Source organism: Amycolatopsis sp. NPDC047767 (genome assembly GCF_040704195.1).
GTDB lineage: Bacteria > Actinomycetota > Actinomycetes > Mycobacteriales > Pseudonocardiaceae > Amycolatopsis.
The window spans coordinates 96183-113807 of the sequence record NZ_JBEYSJ010000015.1; the positions used below are offsets into that span (position 1 = coordinate 96183).

Here is a 17625-nt window from a genome sequence, read left to right on the forward strand (position 1 = left end):
CAATGCTGATGTGCACCCCGCTCGTCAGCTGGAGGACAGATGCAACGAAGCAGACTGGCCGCCGTCGGGCTCGCTGCCGCCGCCGTGCTCGGAACAGCCGCGACCCTGGCCGCCACGGCCGATGCCCAGCCCGCGGCCGCCGCGGCCCTGAGCAACAACTGGTACGCCTCGGCGCCGTACCTCATGCCCGTGAGCAACAATCCGCCCGACCCGGTGACGGTGATGAACGCGACCGGGCAGAAGGCGTTCCAGCTGGCCTTCATCCTCGCCCCCGACGGCGGCGGTTGCAGCCCCACGTGGGACGGCAAGTCGGCAGTCTCTTCGGACACCGCGGTCGCCGGCGTCGTGAACCGCATCCGGGGCAACGGTGGTGACGTGTCGGTGTCCGTCGGCGGCTACGGCGGTACGAAACTGGGCCAGACGTGCGGCACCGTCGACGCGACCGCCGCCGCCTACCAGCAGGTGGTGACCAAGTACGGCCTCAAGGCCCTCGACTTCGACCTCGAAGAACCCGAGTACGAGAACACCGCGGCGATCGCCAACGAGCTCGGCGCCGCGAAGAAGCTGCAGGCCGACAACCCGGGCCTGTTCGTGTCCGTCACGATGCCCGGCACCTCCGCGGGCACCGGCTGGTTCGGCACGCAGCTGCTCGACCAGGCCAAGTCCACCGGCTTCACGCCCAACAACTTCTCGATCATGCCCTTCGACGGCGGTTTCAACGACTCCTCGGCGCAGGTCTCGGCGCTCGAGAACTTCCACGGCCTGCTGGAAAGCCACCTCGGTTGGGACAGCGCCACCGCGTATTCGCACGAGGGCTTCTCCGGCATGAACGGCCGCTCCGACAACGCGGAGATCTTCACCCTGGCCGACTTCCAGACCGTCTACGACTACGCGACCAGCCACCACCTCGGCCGCTTCACGTACTGGTCGGTCAACCGCGACCGCCCCTGCACCACCACGACCGACAATGCGGTGTGCTCCAACGTGACCCAGAACGACTGGGACTTCACCAAGTTCACCACCCGCTTCGCCGGTGCGACGCCGCCCCAGACCGACCCGCCGACGAGCCCGCCCACCAACCCGCCGGGCACCTGCGCCGCGCCCGAGTGGCAGAAGGCCTCGGTCTACGTCGGCGGCAACTCCGTGTCCCACAACGCCCACAAGTGGACCGCCAAGTGGTGGACCCAGGGCGAAGAACCCGGCACGACCGGCCCGGACGGGGTCTGGTCCGACAACGGCCCCTGCTGAGCGCGTTCCCCTGCTGCCGGGTGGCCCACGGTGAATCCACTGTGGACCACCCGGTGTTCCACGTCCGGCGGCAGGCTCAGGGGCGGATGCCGGGCAGGTGCGTGTTGGCGCGGCGGACCTCGGAGGCCAGCGCGGGCACCTCGACGACCTTGCGGCCCGCCGCGGTGAGGAGTTCGACACCCTCGGCCTCGACGAAGAGCGAGGGCTCGCGCCAGGCGATGACGACGCGCGGGATGGACGTTTCGAGGATCAGCTGCGTGCAGCTCTTCGGGTGCGAAGCGCGGGAGCTGCACGGTTCGAGCGAGCTGTACATGGTCGCGGTGGCCAGGCGCGGGTCGTCCGCGCGGAGCTTGGCCAGGGCGGCTTCCTCGGCGTGGTTGTGCGGCTCGCCCTCGCCGGAGTGGCCGGTGGCGAGCACGGTGCCGTCGGGCGCGGCGATGACGGCGCCGACGCGGAACGTCGAGCTGGGCGGGCATTCGTCCGCCAGCGCGATCGCCTGGCGCAGGCGCAGGACGTCAATCGGCGTGGGTTCGGCCGCTGCGCGGTAGTTGAGGACGGCGACGTTGCCGAGCTGGCGCAGTCCGGCCAGCTCCAGCGGGCGCGGGAACGCGCCGGGGCCGAGGAAGCGCGGCGCGCGCGGGTCGCCGACCACCAGGGGCGCGATGGCGAGGCGCAGCTCATCGGCGAGGCCGGCTTCGAGGAACTGCGTGTGGACGGCGCCACCGCCCTCGACGAGGAGCCGGCGGACGCCGCGTTCGCCGAGGTCGTCGAGGATGCGCTCGAGCCGGGGCGGGGTGCCGGCGTCGATGATCGTCGCCACGTCGCGCAGGCCGTCGACCGCGACCGGCGGCGCGTACACGAGCTTCGGTGCTTCGCCGACCGTGAAGAAGCGCGACGCCGGATCCAGCTTGCCGCTGCTCGTCACGGTCACCTTGATCGGCTGCTCCGGCCGCCCCGCCGCGACGCGCTCGCGGCGCAGGTCCGCCGAACGCACGAGCAGCCGCGGGTTGTCCGCGCGCACCGTGTTGGCGCCGACGAGGATCGCGTCGGCCTCGGCGCGCAGGCGGTCGACCTCGGCGAAATCGTCCTCATTGGACAGGATCAGCCGGGTGGTGCTCGCGTCGTCGAGATAGCCGTCCAGCGACTGGGCGGCCGACAACACGACGTGGGGACGGCTGGTCATGCGGGTTGGACCGCGTACTGGCGCACGTACAGGTCGGTGTAGGTCACCGGCCCGCGCGGCCCCGGCACGCGGTCGAGGTTGATCCCGGTCTCGGGCACGGCGAGCAGCTTGAAGCCGTCGAGCAGCCGCGTCGGTGCGTTCCAGAAGACGCCCGTGCCAGTGTAGCCGTCGAAGAACGCGCCGGCCGCCGCCTCGTCCTCGGTGGCGATGCCCGCCGCGAGGCCCGACGTCCGTTCGTTCGCGATCTCCACGGCCTCGTCGAGCCCGCTCACGCGCTCGACCGTGACGGTCGCCTCGCGGTCGGAGTCCAGCGCCCACTCGTAGCCGATGGCGTGCTCGTGCGGCGCCAGCGACGGCGTCACCCCGCGCTCGGCCAGCGCGGCGGTGATCGACGGCCACACGGCGTCGTGCACGTCGTCGTGGATGAGCAGCAGGTTGAGCCGGTTGCACACGCCGAGCCGGTCGAGGCTCGCGGACACGAGGTCGCGCACCTTCGCGGCGTCGGCCGCTGCGTCGACGTACAGCACGCCGCCGCCGTCCGCGTGCGCCAGCGTGCGCACGCCGTGCACGGCCGCCTCGGTGGCCAGCGCACGCGTGCTGTCGCCGCTGCCGCGCAGGATCACCAGCGGCACCAGCCCGGGCAGGCGCACCAGCGCCGACGCGGCCTCCCGCTCGACGCGCGGCACCAGCTGCACCACGTCCGGGTCGATCCCGGCCTCGGCCAGCGCCGGCGCGATCACCGTGTCGCGCAGCCGCTGGGCCGACCCGAGAGCGGCAGACCCGGTGCGCAGCACCCCGGCGTTGCGCGACTTCACCAGCTGCGAGGCGACGTCGACGGTCACGTTCGGCCGCGCCTCGTAGTTCGCGCCGATGACACCCACGGGCCGGCGCCGCTCGATCAGCCGCAGTCCACCGTCCAATGTGGACACCTCGACGGACCGCTCCTGGTGCGGCGCGCCGGCCAGCAGCCGAAGCTGCTCGGCCATGCCGTCGAGGCGCTCGGGCGTGATGGTGAGCCGGTCGAGCAGACCCGCGCTCATCCCGTCCTCGCGCGCCTTGGCGACGTCGGCCTGGTTGGCGTCGAGCACCTCCTCGCGGTGCGTCTGCAAGCGCTCGGCCATGCCCCGCAGCGCCGCGTCCACGGCCTCCTCGGTGGCCCTGGCCAGCGACGGCGCGGCCAGCTTCGCCGCTCGCGCGCACTCCTCGACGGCCTTCGCGACCTCGTCCATCGTCGTCTCCCTCCGCGCGTTCGGCAGAGGACCAGTTTGCCGCACCGCCCACATCGGGGGACGGCGGGCTCACCCCTCGGGACGCCCGTCACACGCCCGCGGCCCATCCCCGGGTCGTTCAGGCGACGACCGGCTCCAGCAGCCACAGCGCACCGGCCAGCAGGCAGCTCACCGTGAGCACCACGAACACCAGCACCCACAGCACCGCCGGCACCGCGGTCAGGCGGCTCAGCTGGTCGGCGTCCGAGTCGCGCGCCTGCCCACGATGCCGCTTGACCTGCAGCTCCACCACCGGCCGGACGCCCCCGAACAGCAGGAACCACGTCAGCAAGTACGCGAACGGCGCCTGCACCACCGGCGGTGCGACCAGCGCCACCAGCCCCAGCACGACCGCGCTCGCGACCACGGTGAACACGCCGTACGCGTTGCGCACCATGATCAGCACGCCCAGCAGCAGCAACGCCACCAGCACCAGCACGGCCGTGATCAGGTCCTGCCCCACCAGGCTCGCGAACACCAGCCCGAGCACCGACGGCGCGACGTAGCCCGCCAGCGCCGTGAACGCCATGCCCGGCCCCTCCGGCTTCCCGCGCGACACCGTGACGCCCGAGGTGTCCGAGTGCAGCTTGATCGACCGCAACCGCCGCCCGACCAGCACCGCCGCCAGCGCGTGCCCCGCCTCGTGCACGATGGTCACCACGTTGCGCGCAAACCGCCACGGCGTACCACCCACCAGCACCACCAGCAACGCGACGCCCCCGGTGACCAACGTGATCGCCGCCGGCGTGTTCGCCTGCGTCAGCGCCGCCTCGACCGCCCCGGGCGCGTCGGCCGCACGCCCCCACCCACCAGCCACACCTTGACTGGCGACCACGGACGAGACGTCGAACACACGCGAAATCACGCGCACACCTCACCACAGGCGACATCTGGCCACTGTTAGTGCCCACTGCGGGACGGGGTGGCTGGGGTCGGTATGGGTGGGGTCAGTTCATGGGGTCTCCTTTCGTCGTCTTCGGTTTCTGTTGCATCGGGTGCGGCGCTGCCGGCCGCTGTTGACCACCTCCTTGAGTCGCCCGCCCACTGCTCGGGCGAGGACTGACCGGGCTTGTGGCACCGGTTGCGCCGTCCACCACCGACCGCAGCCGGCCCGGCACCGGTCCCGACCCACGCTTTGCCCGCAGAGCACGCCCCTGGGCACTGCTGCGCCCGCACGCTTCCTCGTCGCCCAGCACAGGGCCGCGCCGCTGGACCGCAACCAGCTGAACGCACCCGCGACCTCCCTCCCGAACCCAGTCACCACCTCCATCTCGAATGCAGTCCGCAGCGCCCCAGCAGGCAACCGTGAGCAGCGGTCCACTCCCGCCCCCTGACCGAAAGCGACTGCGACAAGACCGAACGCGCCGGCGCAGGGGCCAGGAAGCCCCCTCGCACCAGGCCGCACAGCCGCCGAGGATCGCCCGCACGAGCCATCCCACCGATCGCCCTCCGCCGAGCAGCACAGCACCACCACGGCCGGGCGCCGTTCCTCGGCCGATCCCGGCTGCCCCACGGGCACGTCGGCACAGCCGCCAGAGCGGCACTTCCGCACGAGCCGCAGCCTTCGGACACGCGCGTCCGGGCGTCGCACACCAGCCGAGGCAGTCTCGACATTCAGTCGCACGTCGTCGCAGCACCATCGCGGCCAGCCGTCGCGCGGCAGTCACCTCGGCTAAAGGCAGCACGGCCGCCAGGGTGGCACGCTCGGCGAGCCCGGCCTCCAGGCGCGCGGCCAGGCGTCGCCGCTCAGACAGACCAGCCTCGACGTTCAGGTGCACGGCTCCACCGCACCAGCGCGGCTTGACGTCGATCGTTACCCAAGCCGGAAGTCACCTCCTTCCCGGGTGCGACAGCCGCGGGCGCGCCAGCGCGTCCACGCGGGCGACTCGTGAGCCGCAACAGCCGGGCTAGCGGCGCAGCGGTCGGCATCACTGTGCGGCCGAGCCGGTCACCACCTCCTCAGCCAAGGAAGCCGCGTCGGGGTCTGGCGGTACGGCATCGAGCGTGGCGCGGAACAGCAGGGCGATCCAGCTGCGGTAAGGGCGCCAGTCATCGGCCAGGGGAATCAGCTGGGAGGCGGGGGTGGTCGCGGGGAGCGAGTACGCCTCGCGCATGGATTCGTGCAGGCGGGCGTCAGCGCGGGGGAAGAGGTCGGGGTGGCCGACGCCGCGCAGGAGGATCTGTTCGGCGGAGAAGGCGCCGATGCCGGGGATGGTGCGGAGGTGCGCCAGGGCGTCGGGAACGGGGAGGGCGCGGAGTTCGGTGGCGTCGAGGCGGCCGTCGGCGGTGGCCTGGGCGATGGAGCGGAGGCGGGCGACGCGGAAGTCCGCCAAGCCGCCTTCCGAGGCCAGTTCGGCCAGAACCGCGGGGGCGGGAAACGAGACCACTTGGTACTCACCGACGTCGATGATGGCGCCGTGGCGTTCGGCGAGGAGGCGGCGGCGCCGCATGGCCGTGGTGAAGCGCATGCCCTGGGAGAGCACCGACCAGCAGGCGGCTTCGTAGGGCGAAGAAAACAGCACAGGGCGCAAACCCGGATGCTCGGCACGCAAACCGGCGGCTACGGAGTCACGCAAGTCGATGTCGGGCAGACCCGAGGCGTCGACGTCGAGCGACAGCATGCGGCTCACCTGCCCCATCACGCGCGCGGCCAGGTCGACCGGCGCGGAGACCTCGACTTCCACCGTGCCGGGCGATCTCTGGCGGATGGCGGCGCCGGCGTGGGTCCACACGCCGTCCACGGGGAAGGCCAGCCGCAGCACGCCCGGCTCCGAGGCGGCGTCGGGCCGGCCGGCCGGGCCGAACCCGGCCAGGTAGCGGCTCGCGGCGGACAGGTCGAACGGTCCGCGCACGGCGATCTCGCCGGTCGGCACGTCGATGGGCAGCAGGATCGGTGCGGTCATCGGGATGTCCCTCCTCTGCGGACTCCGGGGGTCGGAGAACCGTGGAAGCGACGTTAGGAAGGGGGGCCGACAATCCGGGCACTCGAACGCCTGATCGGCGAGATCTTCACTCGATCGTGGACAACCAGGCTTTGGCATACTGCCGGTATCCCACCGAGAGGGGAGAAAAACCGGTGGTCGAGCACCCGAAAGCCCAGGACCGTCTCGCCGAGCTGCTCACCACGCCGGCCAAGCCCACAGACGCCGGCTACCTCGACGTCCTCGGCGACGCACCCCAAGCCGGTCCCACCACCGGAATCACCCAGCGCGTGATGCGCACGACGCTGCTCCCCCAGGTCTACGAACGCTTCTGGCGCCCCGCGTTCGGCCGGCTGTTCAAAGGTCCGTTCGGCCCCAGCATGGCCGGCGAAGTCCGCCTCGCCACGGAACTCCTCGCGCTCGAACCGGGCGAGATCGTGCTCGACGTCGCCTGCGGCACCGGCCGGTTCACCCGCGCTTTCGGTGCGGCAACGGGAAACCACGGCCTCGCCATCGGTCTCGACGGCGCGCCCTCGATGCTCGCCCGCGCCCTAGCCGAGACAGACGAAAGCCACGAAGACGGGGTCGCCTACCTCCGTGCCGACGCCGTCGAACCACCCTTTCCACCCTCCACAGTGGACGCCATCTGCTGCTTCGCCGCCCTGCACATGTTCGCCGAGCCCGAACGCGCCCTCGACTCGTTCGCGCGGATCCTGCGTCCCGGCGGTCGCGTCGTGCTGCTGACGAGCGCGCGGCGAGACTGGCAACCCGCGCGAGTCGTCGACACGGCGGGCGGGATCCTCAGCGGACAGCGGATGTTCGACCGCGGCGAGATCGCGGCCGCCTTGCGCGCGCGGGGTTTCCGCATCGTCGCCGAGCGGTTCGCGGGCGTCACCCAGATCGTCGCCGGCGAGCTGCCCGGGGCGAACTGATCCACTTTGTCGGTGCCCGGGGATAGCATCCCCGCATGACCGACGCCGCTCCCGTCCCACCCGACGACTCCCACCTGCGCGCCCTGATCGAGGCCACGGCCGAAGCCGTCGCGGCCGCCGAGCCCCTCGGCTCCGACCACACCGGAGCCGAGTCCGGCGTGCGCGCGGCCGTGGAACGAGAAGTGCGGGCCCGCGCCGACGAACTCGTTGCGCTGAGCCAAGACCTGCACGCCCACCCGGAAGAGGGCTTCACCGAGCACCGCTCCGCCGGCGCGCTGGCGGAGCTCCTGCGCGCCCACGGCCACGAGGTCACGGTGGGCCTCGGCGGCCTCGACACGGCGCTGCGCGCGAGCACGCCGGACAACGGCGGGCCGCACATCGCCGTGCTCTCGGAGTACGACGCCCTGCCCGGGCTCGGCCACGCGTGCGGGCACAACGTCATCTGCACCGCCGGCGCCGGCGGGTTCCTGGGTGCCGCGGCCGTCGCCGAGCAGGCCGGCGGGCGCGTGTCCCTGATCGGCACGCCCGCGGAGGAAGGCGGTGGCGGCAAGGAGACGCTCGCGCGCGCCGGGGTGTTCGACGACGTCGACGCCGTGATCATGCTCCACCCGTTCAGCCACGACATCGCGCTGCACCCGTTCCTCGGCCGGCGGCAGCTGGAGATGGTGTTCCACGGCGTCGGGGCCCACGCGTCGGCGCAGCCGTTCATGGGGCGCAACGCACTCGACGCGGCGGTGGCGGCCTACCAGGGCGTGTCGATGCTGCGTCAGCAACTGCCCTCCACCGACCGCGTGCACGGTGTCTTCACCGACGGCGGCGCCCGGCCCAATGTGATCCCCGAACGCGCCGCGCTCCTGTTCTACCTCCGCTCGGCCGACCCCGAGACGTTGCGCGACCTCGCGAAGCGGATGACCGCGATCGCCCACGGCGCTGCCGAAATGACGGGCTGTGGCGTGGAGCTGACGTGGGATTCGCAGCCGGCGTACCTGCCGATCCGTTTCAACACCACACTCGCCGGGCGGTGGTCGGTGAACCAGGCCGACACCGGCCGCAAACCACTGCCGCCGGGCATCGTGCCGGAGTTCCTCACCGGGTCCACGGACCTGGGCAACTTGTCGTACCGGATGCCCGCGCTGCACCCGATGATCGCCGTCTCCGGACCGACGGTTGCCTTGCACACCAAGGAGTTCGCCGAAGCCGCCGGGTCGCCCTCGGGCGACAAGGCCGTGGTCGACGGCGCGCTCGGCCTCGCCCTCACCGCCGCCGACTACCTCGCCGACGCGACGCTGCGCCAAGCCGTGCACGACGAGTTCGAAGCCTCGGGAGGTGCCCTCGACGTCCCGAAATTCTTCGACTGAAACCCACCCGCCCAGGCTGAGGAACGCCTGAGGATTCTCAGCTGATTCTTCTCAGCAAAGCCGAAGGGATTTCCACAGGGTTCTCACAACCACGGCCGCGAACCTGGTGTCATGACCGAGAACGCGAGTCGGCCCGGCCCCGCCTCACCCGGTGGGCACCAGCCGCACCAGACCCACCCGAACGCTGCTCAGCAGAACGCCCAGCAGCACACCCAGCCGCAGTACGGCCCGTACGCCCAGTACGGGCAGTACTGCCACCAGCAGGCCGCGCCGAATCCGCTCTTCACGCAGCAGCCGCAGGCTCAGCACGCGACGCAGCCGAAGCGACGGGGCGGCAAGCTGGCCGCCGTCGTCGGCGCGACCGCGCTCGCCGCGGCGCTCGTCGGCGGTGGCGCCGGCGCGGCGATCGTCGGGCTGACCACCACGTCGGTGGCCTCGCCCGCGTCGTCCTCCGCGGTCGCCGGGCAGACGGTCAGCAACACGACCTCCACCGGCGACGTCAGCACGGTCGCGGCGAAGGTGCTGCCGAGCGTCGTGCAGGTCAACGTCGACACCGGCCAGGGCGAAGCCATCGGCTCGGGCGTCATCCTGACCTCCGACGGCCGGATCCTCACCAACGCCCACGTGGTCGACGGCGCGGTCGGCGACGTCACGATCACGACGTCCGACGGCAAGAAGTACCAGGCCAGCGTGGTCGGCGCCGACACCAAGGGCGACATCGCGGTGCTCCAGGCCAAGGACGCCAGCGGCCTCACCGCCGCCACCCTCGGCGACTCGAGCAAGCTCGCGGTCGGCCAGGAAGTGATCGCCATCGGCTCGCCGGGCGGGCTGCAGAACACCGTGACCACCGGCATCGTCAGCGCGCTGAACCGGCCGCTGTCCGACGTCGGCGGGGGCGAGCAGCAACAGCAGTCGCCGTTCAGCCGCACATCGAACCAGGCCGACAACGGCCCCAGCTACACCGCGATCCAGACCGACGCCTCGATCAACCAGGGCAACTCCGGCGGCGCGCTCGTCGACGCCCAGGGCCAGGTCATCGGCATCAACTCGGCCCTCTACAGCCCGTCGGCGGCAGGAGGCTCCGCGGGCAGCGTCGGGATCGGCTTCGCGATCCCGGTCAACGACGCCAAGACGATCGTGAACCAGATCGTCAACGGCTGACGCGGTCGCGGACGGACCGCGGTCGGGGCGGCCCGTCCGACTTTCCTCGCTCGAATCGGGGTGGCGGGGAAACCACGGTGAAAGCCGCTCTCCCAGGGTTTCGGGGCCCTGAGAGAGCGGCTTTCACGCTGCCGGGAGCTCGTAGGTCAGCGTGAACGCGTGGTTGCCGGCTTCGTCCTGGGTGATGGCGGCGGAGCCGGAGATACCCGTCAGCTCTCCCGAGCCTGAGCCCGCGAGGATGAGCAGCGACAGGCCTTCGTCACCCGCCGTGTGCCGCAGCACGAATGAACCCTTGCGCCCGTCGACGGACACCGACAGTCGCTCGAAGGCGACGTACGCGCGCGAAGTGGCGTTCGAGGCCGTCAGCATCTCGACGGTGCTGGTGCCCTCCACCGCACCCGTGAACGTCTTGGCGATGGCCACCCGCGCGAACTCGGTGCCACCCGTCTCGTCCTCGGCCTGCGGCTCCCACTTGTCCAGCTCGAACGTGGCGGTCGCGGTGCTGGTCATGGCTCGTTCCTTCCGATCGGATGCGCTCAGCCTGCCCGCCATACCTGCCAGGTCGTGTCAGGTATTTCTCACCGCCGCCGGTTGCCGAACAGCCCCCGCGTGATCTCCCGCCCCAACGCGGACGCGGCCGAGCGCATGAACGACTTCACCGCCGGGTTGCTCATGGCCTGGGAGATCAGTCCGGGATCCTCGGCCTTCCCCGCCGGAACCGGAGCGGGAGCAGGGGCTGGGGCCTCGGCAGCAGGCGGCTGGGCAGGCGCCGCGACCCGAGCCGCCAGCTTCTCGTACGCCGACTCCCGGTCGATCGTCTCCGAGTACTTCGCGTTCAGGTCGGACGCCGCGACCGCCGCGGCCACCGCCTCGTCCCCGACCGAGCCCATCTTCGACCGCGGCGCCCGCAGCCGCGTCCACGCGACCGGCGTCGGCGCACCCCGTTCGGACAGCACCGTGACCACCGCCTCGCCGATCCCGAGCGACGTCAGCGCCGACTCGAGGTCGTAGTGGGGCGTCTTCGGGTACGTCTTCACCGTCCTGGCCAGGGCTTTCTGGTCGTCGGGCGTGAACGCGCGCAGCGCGTGCTGCACCCGCGCGCCCAGCTGCGACAGCACGGCGTTCGGGATGTCGGTGGGCAGCTGCGTGCAGAAGAACACGCCGACGCCCTTCGACCGGATCAGCTTCACCGTCTGCTCGATGCGCTCCAGGAACGCCTTCGACGCGTCGTTGAACAGCAGGTGCGCCTCGTCGAAGAAGAACACGAGCTTCGGCTTGTCGAGATCGCCCTCCTCGGGCAGCTCCTCGAACAGCTCGGCCAGCAACCACATGAGGAACGTCGAGAACAACGCCGGCTTCGACTGCAGGTTGTCCAGCTCCAGCAGCGTCACCACGCCTTTGCCGTCGGCCTGGCGCATCAGGTCGTGCACGTCCAGCTCGGGCTCGCCGAAGAAGTCCTCGCCGCCCTGGGCTTCCAGATTGGACAGTGCGCGCAGGATCACCCCGGCCGTCGCCGCGGAGACGCCGCCGATGCCCTTGAGGTCGGCTTTGCCCTCGTCGCTGGTCAGGTGCGTGATCACCGACCGCAGGTCCTTCGTGTCGAGCAGAGCCAGCCCGCGCTGGTCGGCCCAGTGGAAGATCAGGCCGAGCGTCGACTCCTGCGTCTCGTTCAGGTCCAGCACCTTGGACAGCAGCACCGGGCCGAAGCTCGTGATCGTGGCCCGGATCGGCGACCCCTTGCCGCCGGTACCCAGCGACAGGAACTGCACCGGGCTCGCGGCCGGCGCCCAGTCGTCACCCAGCTCCTGCGCGCGTTTCGTGAGCTTGTCGTTCGCCTCGCTCGCCGCCGACAGGCCCGAAAGGTCGCCCTTCACGTCGGCCAGCACCACCGGCACACCCGCGGCGGAGAGCTGCTCCGAGATCAGCTGCAACGTCTTCGTCTTGCCGGTGCCGGTCGCACCCGCCACCAGACCGTGGCGGTTCAGCGTGGCCAGCGGCAGCCGCACGGCCGCGGCCGCCTCGGTCCGCCCGTCGATCACCACGGCGCCCAGCTCCACCGCGGCGCCCTCACTCACGTAACCCTGCGCGATCTCCGCCGCAGGCCCCGACCCCTGCTCGGCCACTGGCCGCACCCCGTTCCGAGTCCGAAATCACACTCTTTCACCTGGCTGCCCGAGCGTAACGCGCCGAATGCGCAGGTAACCCGGCTGACATCCCCGTGTCGGGTTAGGGTTGTCCGGGTGACCGACCACCTAGTCTGGATCGACTGCGAGATGACGGGGCTCGACCTCGGCAAAGACGCGTTGATCGAAATAGCCGCCCTCGTGACCGACGCCGACCTCAACGTCCTCGGCGAGGGAGTCGACATCGTCATCCACACCGACGACACCACGCTCGACGGCATGCCGCAGGTGGTCCACGACATGCACGCCAAGTCCGGGCTCACCGAAGAGGTCCGCGCCTCCGCGGTGACGCTCGCCGAAGCCGAGCAGCGCGTGCTCGACTACATCCGCGAGCACGTCCCCGACCCCGGCACGGCCCCCCTGGCGGGCAACTCCATCGCCACCGACCGCGGCTTCATCTCCCGCGACATGCCGGCGCTCGACAGCCACCTGCACTACCGCATGGTCGACGTGTCGTCGGTCAAGGAACTCGTGCGGCGCTGGTACCCGCGGATCTACTACGCGAAGCCGGAGAAGGGCCTCGCCCACCGCGCGCTCGCCGACATCAAGGAATCCATCGGCGAACTCGACTACTACCGCAACGTCGCCTTCGTCCCCCAACCCGGGCCGACCAGCGAACAAGCCAAAGCCGCGGCCGCCGAAGTGCAGGAACGCCACCGAAGCTGACCCGGTGAAAACCCCTCGCGAGGGCACGCTACGATATTCCGCAGCAAGGTGATCGCAACGATCCCTCGCAGATGGTGGGCGTAGCTCAGCTGGTAGAGCACCTGGTTGTGGTCCAGGAGGTCGCGGGTTCGAAACCCGTCGCTCACCCCATCACCCCAGTCTGGTCGGTGACCTTCGGGCACCTTTCCCCAGGCTGGGGTTTCGCCTTTTTCTGGGGGTCGGACCCCCAGACCCCCGCCAGGGGGCGAGCCCCCTGGACCCCATCCCGTGTCGTCACCCTAGGTCGTGGGGTATTCCTCGTCCTTTGTGGAGGGTTAGGAGAAGAAGAGGGCGTCGTGGAGGGTGGTGAGGGCGGCGATGACGAGGGCGGTGGTGGGGCGGCGGGAGGGGCGCGGGCGGGCGCCGCGGCCCAGGCGGGAGAGCTGTTGTTGGTGCCAGGAAGAGTTGAGGAGGTCGTCCAGGAGCTTCTGGCCGATCTTGGGGGTGGGGGCGGCGCTGCGGGCAGTGGGGGTCGTGAGAAGTCGGTGGGGGAAGGTCGGGTCGTGGGTGATGGGGCGGGCCAGGCCGACGAGGTCGACGGAGCCGGAGGAGACGGCGTCGACCATGGCGGCGTGGGAGCGGAAGCCGCCGGTGAGCATGAGGGGAATCGTGAGCTCGCGGGCGAAGTCTTCGGCGAAGTCGTGGAAGTAGGCCTCGCGGGCGAGGGTTGAGGCGCGTTGAGGGGTGCCGTCGACGACGGCGATGCTTTCGTAGGTGCCGCCGGATACTTCCAGGAAGTCGACCTCTTCCTGTTCGAGGGCCTTGGTGACCGCGAGGGCGTCTTCGGGGGCGAAGCCGCCGCGCTGGAAGTCGGCGGAGTTGAGCTTGACCGAGAGGATGAAGTCCGGAGGCGTGCCGGCGCGGATCGCGCGGACGACCTCCAGCAGGAAGCGCATCCGGTTCTCCGGTGACCCGCCCCAGCGGTCGTCACGGCGGTTGACGAGCGGAGACAGGAACTGGTTGAGCAGGTAGCCGTGGGCCGCGTGGAGCTGGACGCCGGCGAAGCCCGCTTCGGCGGCGACGTACGCGGCCGTGGCGAAGCGCGCGACCAGTGTGCTGACTTCCACGTCCGACAGCGCCCGCGGCCGACGGAAGAGCCACTTCCCCAGGTCCAGGAGCACCGCCGACGGCGCGACGACATCCTGCTGCCGCCCGGCGAGCTTCAGGCCACGCATCGACTGGCGGCCGGGGTGCGAGAGCTGCAGGAGCAGTTTGGTGTCGGTGCCCACGGTCGCGGCCGCCCAGCGCCGCAGCTCGGGCAGGTGCCGGAAGTCTTCGATCACGACGTTGCGCTGAGCCTCCAGCGCCGAGCCGTCGACCATGACGTTTCCGCTGATCAGCAGCCCGGCACCCGAGTGCGCGAGCCGTCGGTAGGCCTCCGCGAGTTGCCGCGTCGGCGCGCCCCGCCGGTCGGCCAAGTGCTCACTCGTGGCGGCCTTCGCCAGCCGATTGGCGAGGACGGTGCCATTGGGCAGCGTGAGTGGGGTGGCGAGGATGTTCTCCTGTACGCCGTACATGAGACCAGAGTTACCTGTACGACGTACAGTTGTCAACGGCCGCTTCATGACCTCGACAACCCCCACAACGGCCCCCGATCTGCCAGACTGAACGGGAACGCGCAGCTAGGAGCCCTCCCGCCGCCGCGGCGACCCCCCGCGCGCGCTTAAGGGGACCCCCCTGAAACGCGGCTTGAACAGCCTGCTAATCTTTTCCACGTCGCCGAGGGAAACCAAAGCGGCGGGCACCACCAAGCGCCATTAGCTCAATTGGCAGAGCAGCTGGCTCTTAACCAGCGGGTTCGGGGTTCGAGTCCCTGATGGCGCACCCTCACTCCCCAGGTTCGGATCTTCTCCGGCCTGGGGATTTATGTTATGTGGAAGAGTTTCTTCCGGTTGTCTACCGTCCACAGTGGTCACCGTGATCGAAGAGTTCCTCAACAAGTCGCGCCCGAACTTCATGTCCAACCCACCATGAGCGCCAGGCTTTCGCGGTGTGGCACGAATCCCGCCGACTGGTTGCGGACGGCCGCACCTTCGGGTCCGCTGCGACTGTCGTTCGAACGCGGATTGCCGGCGACGTCGTCGGCCACCCGATCTCCGTAGCAGCCGACCAGACCGCCGTCGAAAGCAGCCGATACGTCCAGTCAACCGCAGCCGGCCAGGCCACTCCTGGCAACCGCGCTGAAAGCGACAGGTCCGGCGCCTGCACGCCCGATGTCCGCCCCCACTGGTTCGACGCCCTCGCGCGCGGGATTTCCGGTGTCCCGCACCGGTCATCAACCGGGACGGGAGACGCCCGCGCCGCCATGCTCGCCGACGGCGTCCGCACGCTCGCAGCCCCCAACCCCGCCTGCGCCCGCGTCGGCCCGAACGGCGCCCTCAGCGCAGACCCCAGCAAGGCACACAGCTTCTGGCTCACTGCACACGAGGCGAATCCGACGGCAGCTGCGGCGCCGCGCCCCGAAGCCTTGCCGGAGTCTTCGAGACCAGTCTTGCCTGTGCATTGGCGGCCGGCCAGGCAGCCCGAGGTTCAAGGCTTCTGCGCCGACTGCTCGAGCGCCGCCTGGTGCCGAGAGGCCTTGTCTGCTGCGATCGGGAGCAGACTTTTCTCGGCGTCGTCGAGGGCGTCCTCGGACAGAGCACCAGCGAACCCGGCGCCGACGCCCGCTTCGTCAGGGTGGCCGGGGCCGGGGAACGTCGTGAACCTTTCCTCATGGGCTTGAGCACTCATGCCACACACGCGGCAGCGACCGGCGCCGTCCCCACTTTCCTGAGCGGCTCATCCACTGAGCCCGGCACCAACAGAAATTGCCAGCGCCCTTCGCCTCGTTCCGCTTGACCATTCGGTCATGAGCGACGGCCACGCCCGGCCGGATCGCCGGGCGCAGTCCTGGCTGCGTTACCCGCAGACAGCGCCCTGGGAGGCCGAGCCGACGAGCCTGGAGTACTTGGCCAGCACGCCGCGTGTGTAGCGGTCGGGCAGTGGGGTCCAGCCCGCGCGGCGGGCGGCCAGCTCGGCGGCATCCACGCCGAGGTCCAGCATGCCGGTCGCGACGTTGAGGCTGACGGGATCGCCATCGCGGACGAAGGCGATCGGCCCGCCGTCGGCTGCCTCGGGGGCGACATGGCCGACACACAGGCCGGTCGTGCCGCCGGAGAAACGGCCGTCGGTCAGCAGCAGGACGTCCTTGCCGAGCCCCGCACCCTTGATCGCCGCGGTGATGGCGAGCATCTCCCGCATCCCCGGCCCGCCCTTGGGGCCCTCGTAGCGGATCACCACGACGTCGCCCGCGACGATCGTGCCGTCCTCCAGCGCGTCCATCGCGGCGCGTTCGCGATCGAACACCCTGGCCGTGCCGGTGAACACGTCCGAGTCGAAACCGGCGGACTTCACGACCGCGCCCTCCGGCGCCAGGGAACCACGCAGGATCGTGATGCCGCCGGTCGGGTGGATCGGCGAGGCCATCGCGCGCAGCACCGTGCCGTCCGGGTCCGGCGGCGCGATCTCGGCCAGGTTCTCGGCGACCGTACGCCCGGTCACGGTCAGGCAATCGCCGTGCAGAAGACCCGCGTCCAGCAACGCTTTCATCACCACCGGCACGCCGCCGATGCGATCGACATCGGTCATCACATACCGCCCGAACGGTTTCACGTCGGCCAGGTGCGGCACCCGCGCACCGATCCGCGTGAAGTCGTCCAGACTCAGCGGCACCTCCGCCTCGTGCGCGATCGCGAGCAGGTGCAGCACCGCGTTGGTGGAGCCGCCGAACGCCATCACCACGGCGATCGCGTTCTCGAACGCCTCCCGGGTCATGATCCGCCGAGCGGTGATCCCCTTGCGCAGCATCTCGACCACCGCCTGACCCGACCGCCGCGCAAACCCGTCACGCCGCCGGTCCGTCGCCGGCGGAGCCGCACTGCCGGGCAACGACATCCCCAGCGCCTCGGCCGCACTGGCCATCGTGTTCGCCGTGTACATCCCGCCGCACGCGCCCTCGCCGGGACAGATAGCGCGCTCGATCAGCCCGACGTCCTCGCGGCTCATCAGGCCCCTGGCGCACGCACCGACGGCCTCGAACGCGTCGATGATCGTGACTTCGCGCTCGCCGCCATCCGACAGCGTGACCCGGCCGGGCAGAATCGAACCGGCGTAGAGGAACACACTGGCCAGGTCAAGCCGGGCAGCCGCCATCAGCATTCCCGGCAACGACTTGTCACACCCGGCCAGCAGCACCGAGCCGTCCAACCGCTCGGCCTGCATCACCGTCTCCACACTGTCCGCGATCACCTCACGCGACACCAGCGAGAAATGCATGCCCTCATGGCCCATCGAGATACCGTCGGACACCGAAATCGTGCCGAACTCCAGCGGATAGCCACCCGCGGCGTGCACGCCGTCCTTGCTCGCCTTCGCCAGCCGGTCCAGCGACAGGTTGCACGGCGTGATCTCGTTCCACGACGAAGCGACACCGATCTGGGGCTTCACCCAGTCGTCGTCACCCATGCCCACAGCCCGCAGCATCCCGCGCGCAGCGGTGCGCTCCAGGCCGTCCGTGACATCGCGACTGCGCGGCTTGATGTCCGGAGTCTCGTCCATGACCGGACCGGAGTCCGAACGATTCTGGTGCACCTTGTTCCTCCACGGTTTTTCGACGACCAAATTCGAC

Annotated in this window: 14 protein-coding genes and 2 tRNA genes; 7 read left to right on the top strand and 9 right to left on the bottom strand. The window is 70.6% G+C overall.

Annotated elements, in window-relative coordinates; genetic code table 11:
• The first annotated feature begins 39 nt into the window (after nucleotides 1-39).
• On the top strand, nucleotides 40-1248 hold the full coding sequence (locus AB0878_RS26150; RefSeq protein ID WP_366582871.1) for a chitinase: 1209 nt from the start codon (nucleotides 40-42) through the stop codon (nucleotides 1246-1248).
• A 76-nt stretch (nucleotides 1249-1324) separates the two neighbouring features.
• Here AB0878_RS26150 and AB0878_RS26155 read toward each other — a convergent pair whose 3' ends face one another.
• The 4 genes from AB0878_RS26155 to AB0878_RS26170 form a co-directional block, all read right to left on the bottom strand.
• A complete protein-coding gene (locus AB0878_RS26155) occupies nucleotides 1325-2431 on the bottom strand; it encodes a dihydrofolate reductase family protein (RefSeq protein WP_366582872.1) in 1107 nt (368 codons plus the stop codon).
• Nucleotides 2428-3660: an aldehyde dehydrogenase family protein gene (locus AB0878_RS26160; RefSeq protein ID WP_366582873.1), complete on the bottom strand. Its 1233-nt coding sequence runs from the start codon at nucleotides 3658-3660 to the stop codon at nucleotides 2428-2430. The genes AB0878_RS26155 and AB0878_RS26160 overlap by 4 nt, the downstream gene beginning before the upstream one ends.
• Nucleotides 3661-3778: 118 nt before the next feature.
• Nucleotides 3779-4462 (bottom strand): M50 family metallopeptidase, encoded by a 684-nt coding sequence (locus AB0878_RS26165; protein WP_366582991.1) that lies wholly within the window; start codon nucleotides 4460-4462, stop codon nucleotides 3779-3781.
• Nucleotides 4463-5627: 1165 nt separating this feature from the next.
• A complete protein-coding gene (locus tag AB0878_RS26170) occupies nucleotides 5628-6602 on the bottom strand; it encodes a hypothetical protein (RefSeq protein ID WP_366582874.1) in 975 nt (324 codons plus the stop codon).
• A 173-nt stretch (nucleotides 6603-6775) separates the two neighbouring features.
• On the opposite strand from AB0878_RS26170, the gene AB0878_RS26175 reads away from it, so the two are divergent.
• From AB0878_RS26175 to AB0878_RS26185, 3 genes are all read left to right on the top strand, one after another.
• Nucleotides 6776-7552 carry a methyltransferase domain-containing protein gene (locus tag AB0878_RS26175; protein ID WP_366582875.1) on the top strand — a complete coding sequence of 259 codons (777 nt, stop codon included), beginning with the start codon at nucleotides 6776-6778 and terminating at the stop codon, nucleotides 7550-7552.
• A gap of 35 nt (nucleotides 7553-7587) precedes the next feature.
• Complete coding sequence (locus AB0878_RS26180; RefSeq protein WP_366582876.1) at nucleotides 7588-8910, top strand: M20 family metallopeptidase; 1323 nt, start codon at nucleotides 7588-7590, stop codon at nucleotides 8908-8910.
• Nucleotides 8911-9021: 111 nt separating this feature from the next.
• On the top strand, nucleotides 9022-10071 hold the full coding sequence (locus AB0878_RS26185) for a trypsin-like peptidase domain-containing protein (RefSeq protein ID WP_366582877.1): 1050 nt from the start codon (nucleotides 9022-9024) through the stop codon (nucleotides 10069-10071).
• A gap of 123 nt (nucleotides 10072-10194) precedes the next feature.
• On the opposite strand, the gene AB0878_RS26190 is transcribed toward AB0878_RS26185, so the two are convergent.
• The gene (locus tag AB0878_RS26190) at nucleotides 10195-10581 is read right to left on the bottom strand and encodes a DUF3224 domain-containing protein (RefSeq protein WP_366582878.1); all 387 of its coding nucleotides are present in this window, start codon (nucleotides 10579-10581) and stop codon (nucleotides 10195-10197) included.
• Nucleotides 10582-10649: 68 nt separating this feature from the next.
• On the bottom strand, nucleotides 10650-12194 hold the full coding sequence (locus AB0878_RS26195) for a helicase HerA-like domain-containing protein (RefSeq protein ID WP_366582879.1): 1545 nt from the start codon (nucleotides 12192-12194) through the stop codon (nucleotides 10650-10652).
• A gap of 117 nt (nucleotides 12195-12311) precedes the next feature.
• On the opposite strand from AB0878_RS26195, the gene orn reads away from it, so the two are divergent.
• On the top strand, nucleotides 12312-12920 hold the full coding sequence (gene orn / locus AB0878_RS26200) for an oligoribonuclease (RefSeq protein ID WP_285973492.1): 609 nt from the start codon (nucleotides 12312-12314) through the stop codon (nucleotides 12918-12920).
• Nucleotides 12921-12994: 74 nt separating this feature from the next.
• Nucleotides 12995-13070 (top strand) — tRNA-His (locus tag AB0878_RS26205).
• A 164-nt stretch (nucleotides 13071-13234) separates the two neighbouring features.
• Here the strand turns inward: AB0878_RS26205 and AB0878_RS26210 are convergent.
• Nucleotides 13235-14476 carry an NADH:flavin oxidoreductase/NADH oxidase family protein gene (locus AB0878_RS26210; protein ID WP_366582880.1) on the bottom strand — a complete coding sequence of 414 codons (1242 nt, stop codon included), beginning with the start codon at nucleotides 14474-14476 and terminating at the stop codon, nucleotides 13235-13237.
• 234 nt (nucleotides 14477-14710) lie between these two features.
• Between AB0878_RS26210 and AB0878_RS26215 the strand changes: the two genes are divergently transcribed.
• Nucleotides 14711-14783, top strand: a tRNA-Lys gene (locus AB0878_RS26215).
• 130 nt (nucleotides 14784-14913) lie between these two features.
• On the opposite strand, the gene AB0878_RS26220 is transcribed toward AB0878_RS26215, so the two are convergent.
• Complete coding sequence (locus tag AB0878_RS26220; protein WP_366582881.1) at nucleotides 14914-15048, bottom strand: hypothetical protein; 135 nt, start codon at nucleotides 15046-15048, stop codon at nucleotides 14914-14916.
• An 809-nt stretch (nucleotides 15049-15857) separates the two neighbouring features.
• Complete coding sequence (gene ilvD / locus AB0878_RS26225) at nucleotides 15858-17555, bottom strand: dihydroxy-acid dehydratase (RefSeq protein WP_366582882.1); 1698 nt, start codon at nucleotides 17553-17555, stop codon at nucleotides 15858-15860.
• Between the last annotated feature and the right edge of the window lie 70 nt (nucleotides 17556-17625).

What these genes read in the sequence shown, in the direction of transcription:
- AB0878_RS26185 (WP_366582877.1), top strand. Translation starts at nt 9,022, where the DNA reads ATGACCGAGAACGCGAGTCGGCCCGGCCCCGCCTCACCCGGTGGGCAC.
- AB0878_RS26155 (WP_366582872.1), bottom strand. Translation starts at nt 2,431, where the DNA reads ATGACCAGCCGTCCCCACGTCGTGTTGTCGGCCGCCCAGTCGCTGGAC.
- AB0878_RS26170 (WP_366582874.1), bottom strand. Translation starts at nt 6,602, where the DNA reads ATGACCGCACCGATCCTGCTGCCCATCGACGTGCCGACCGGCGAGATC.
- AB0878_RS26210 (WP_366582880.1), bottom strand. Translation starts at nt 14,476, where the DNA reads ATGTACGGCGTACAGGAGAACATCCTCGCCACCCCACTCACGCTGCCC.
- AB0878_RS26190 (WP_366582878.1), bottom strand. Translation starts at nt 10,581, where the DNA reads ATGACCAGCACCGCGACCGCCACGTTCGAGCTGGACAAGTGGGAGCCG.
- AB0878_RS26160 (WP_366582873.1), bottom strand. Translation starts at nt 3,660, where the DNA reads ATGGACGAGGTCGCGAAGGCCGTCGAGGAGTGCGCGCGAGCGGCGAAG.
- AB0878_RS26180 (WP_366582876.1), top strand. Translation starts at nt 7,588, where the DNA reads ATGACCGACGCCGCTCCCGTCCCACCCGACGACTCCCACCTGCGCGCC.
- AB0878_RS26150 (WP_366582871.1), top strand. Translation starts at nt 40, where the DNA reads ATGCAACGAAGCAGACTGGCCGCCGTCGGGCTCGCTGCCGCCGCCGTG.
- ilvD (WP_366582882.1), bottom strand. Translation starts at nt 17,555, where the DNA reads ATGGACGAGACTCCGGACATCAAGCCGCGCAGTCGCGATGTCACGGAC.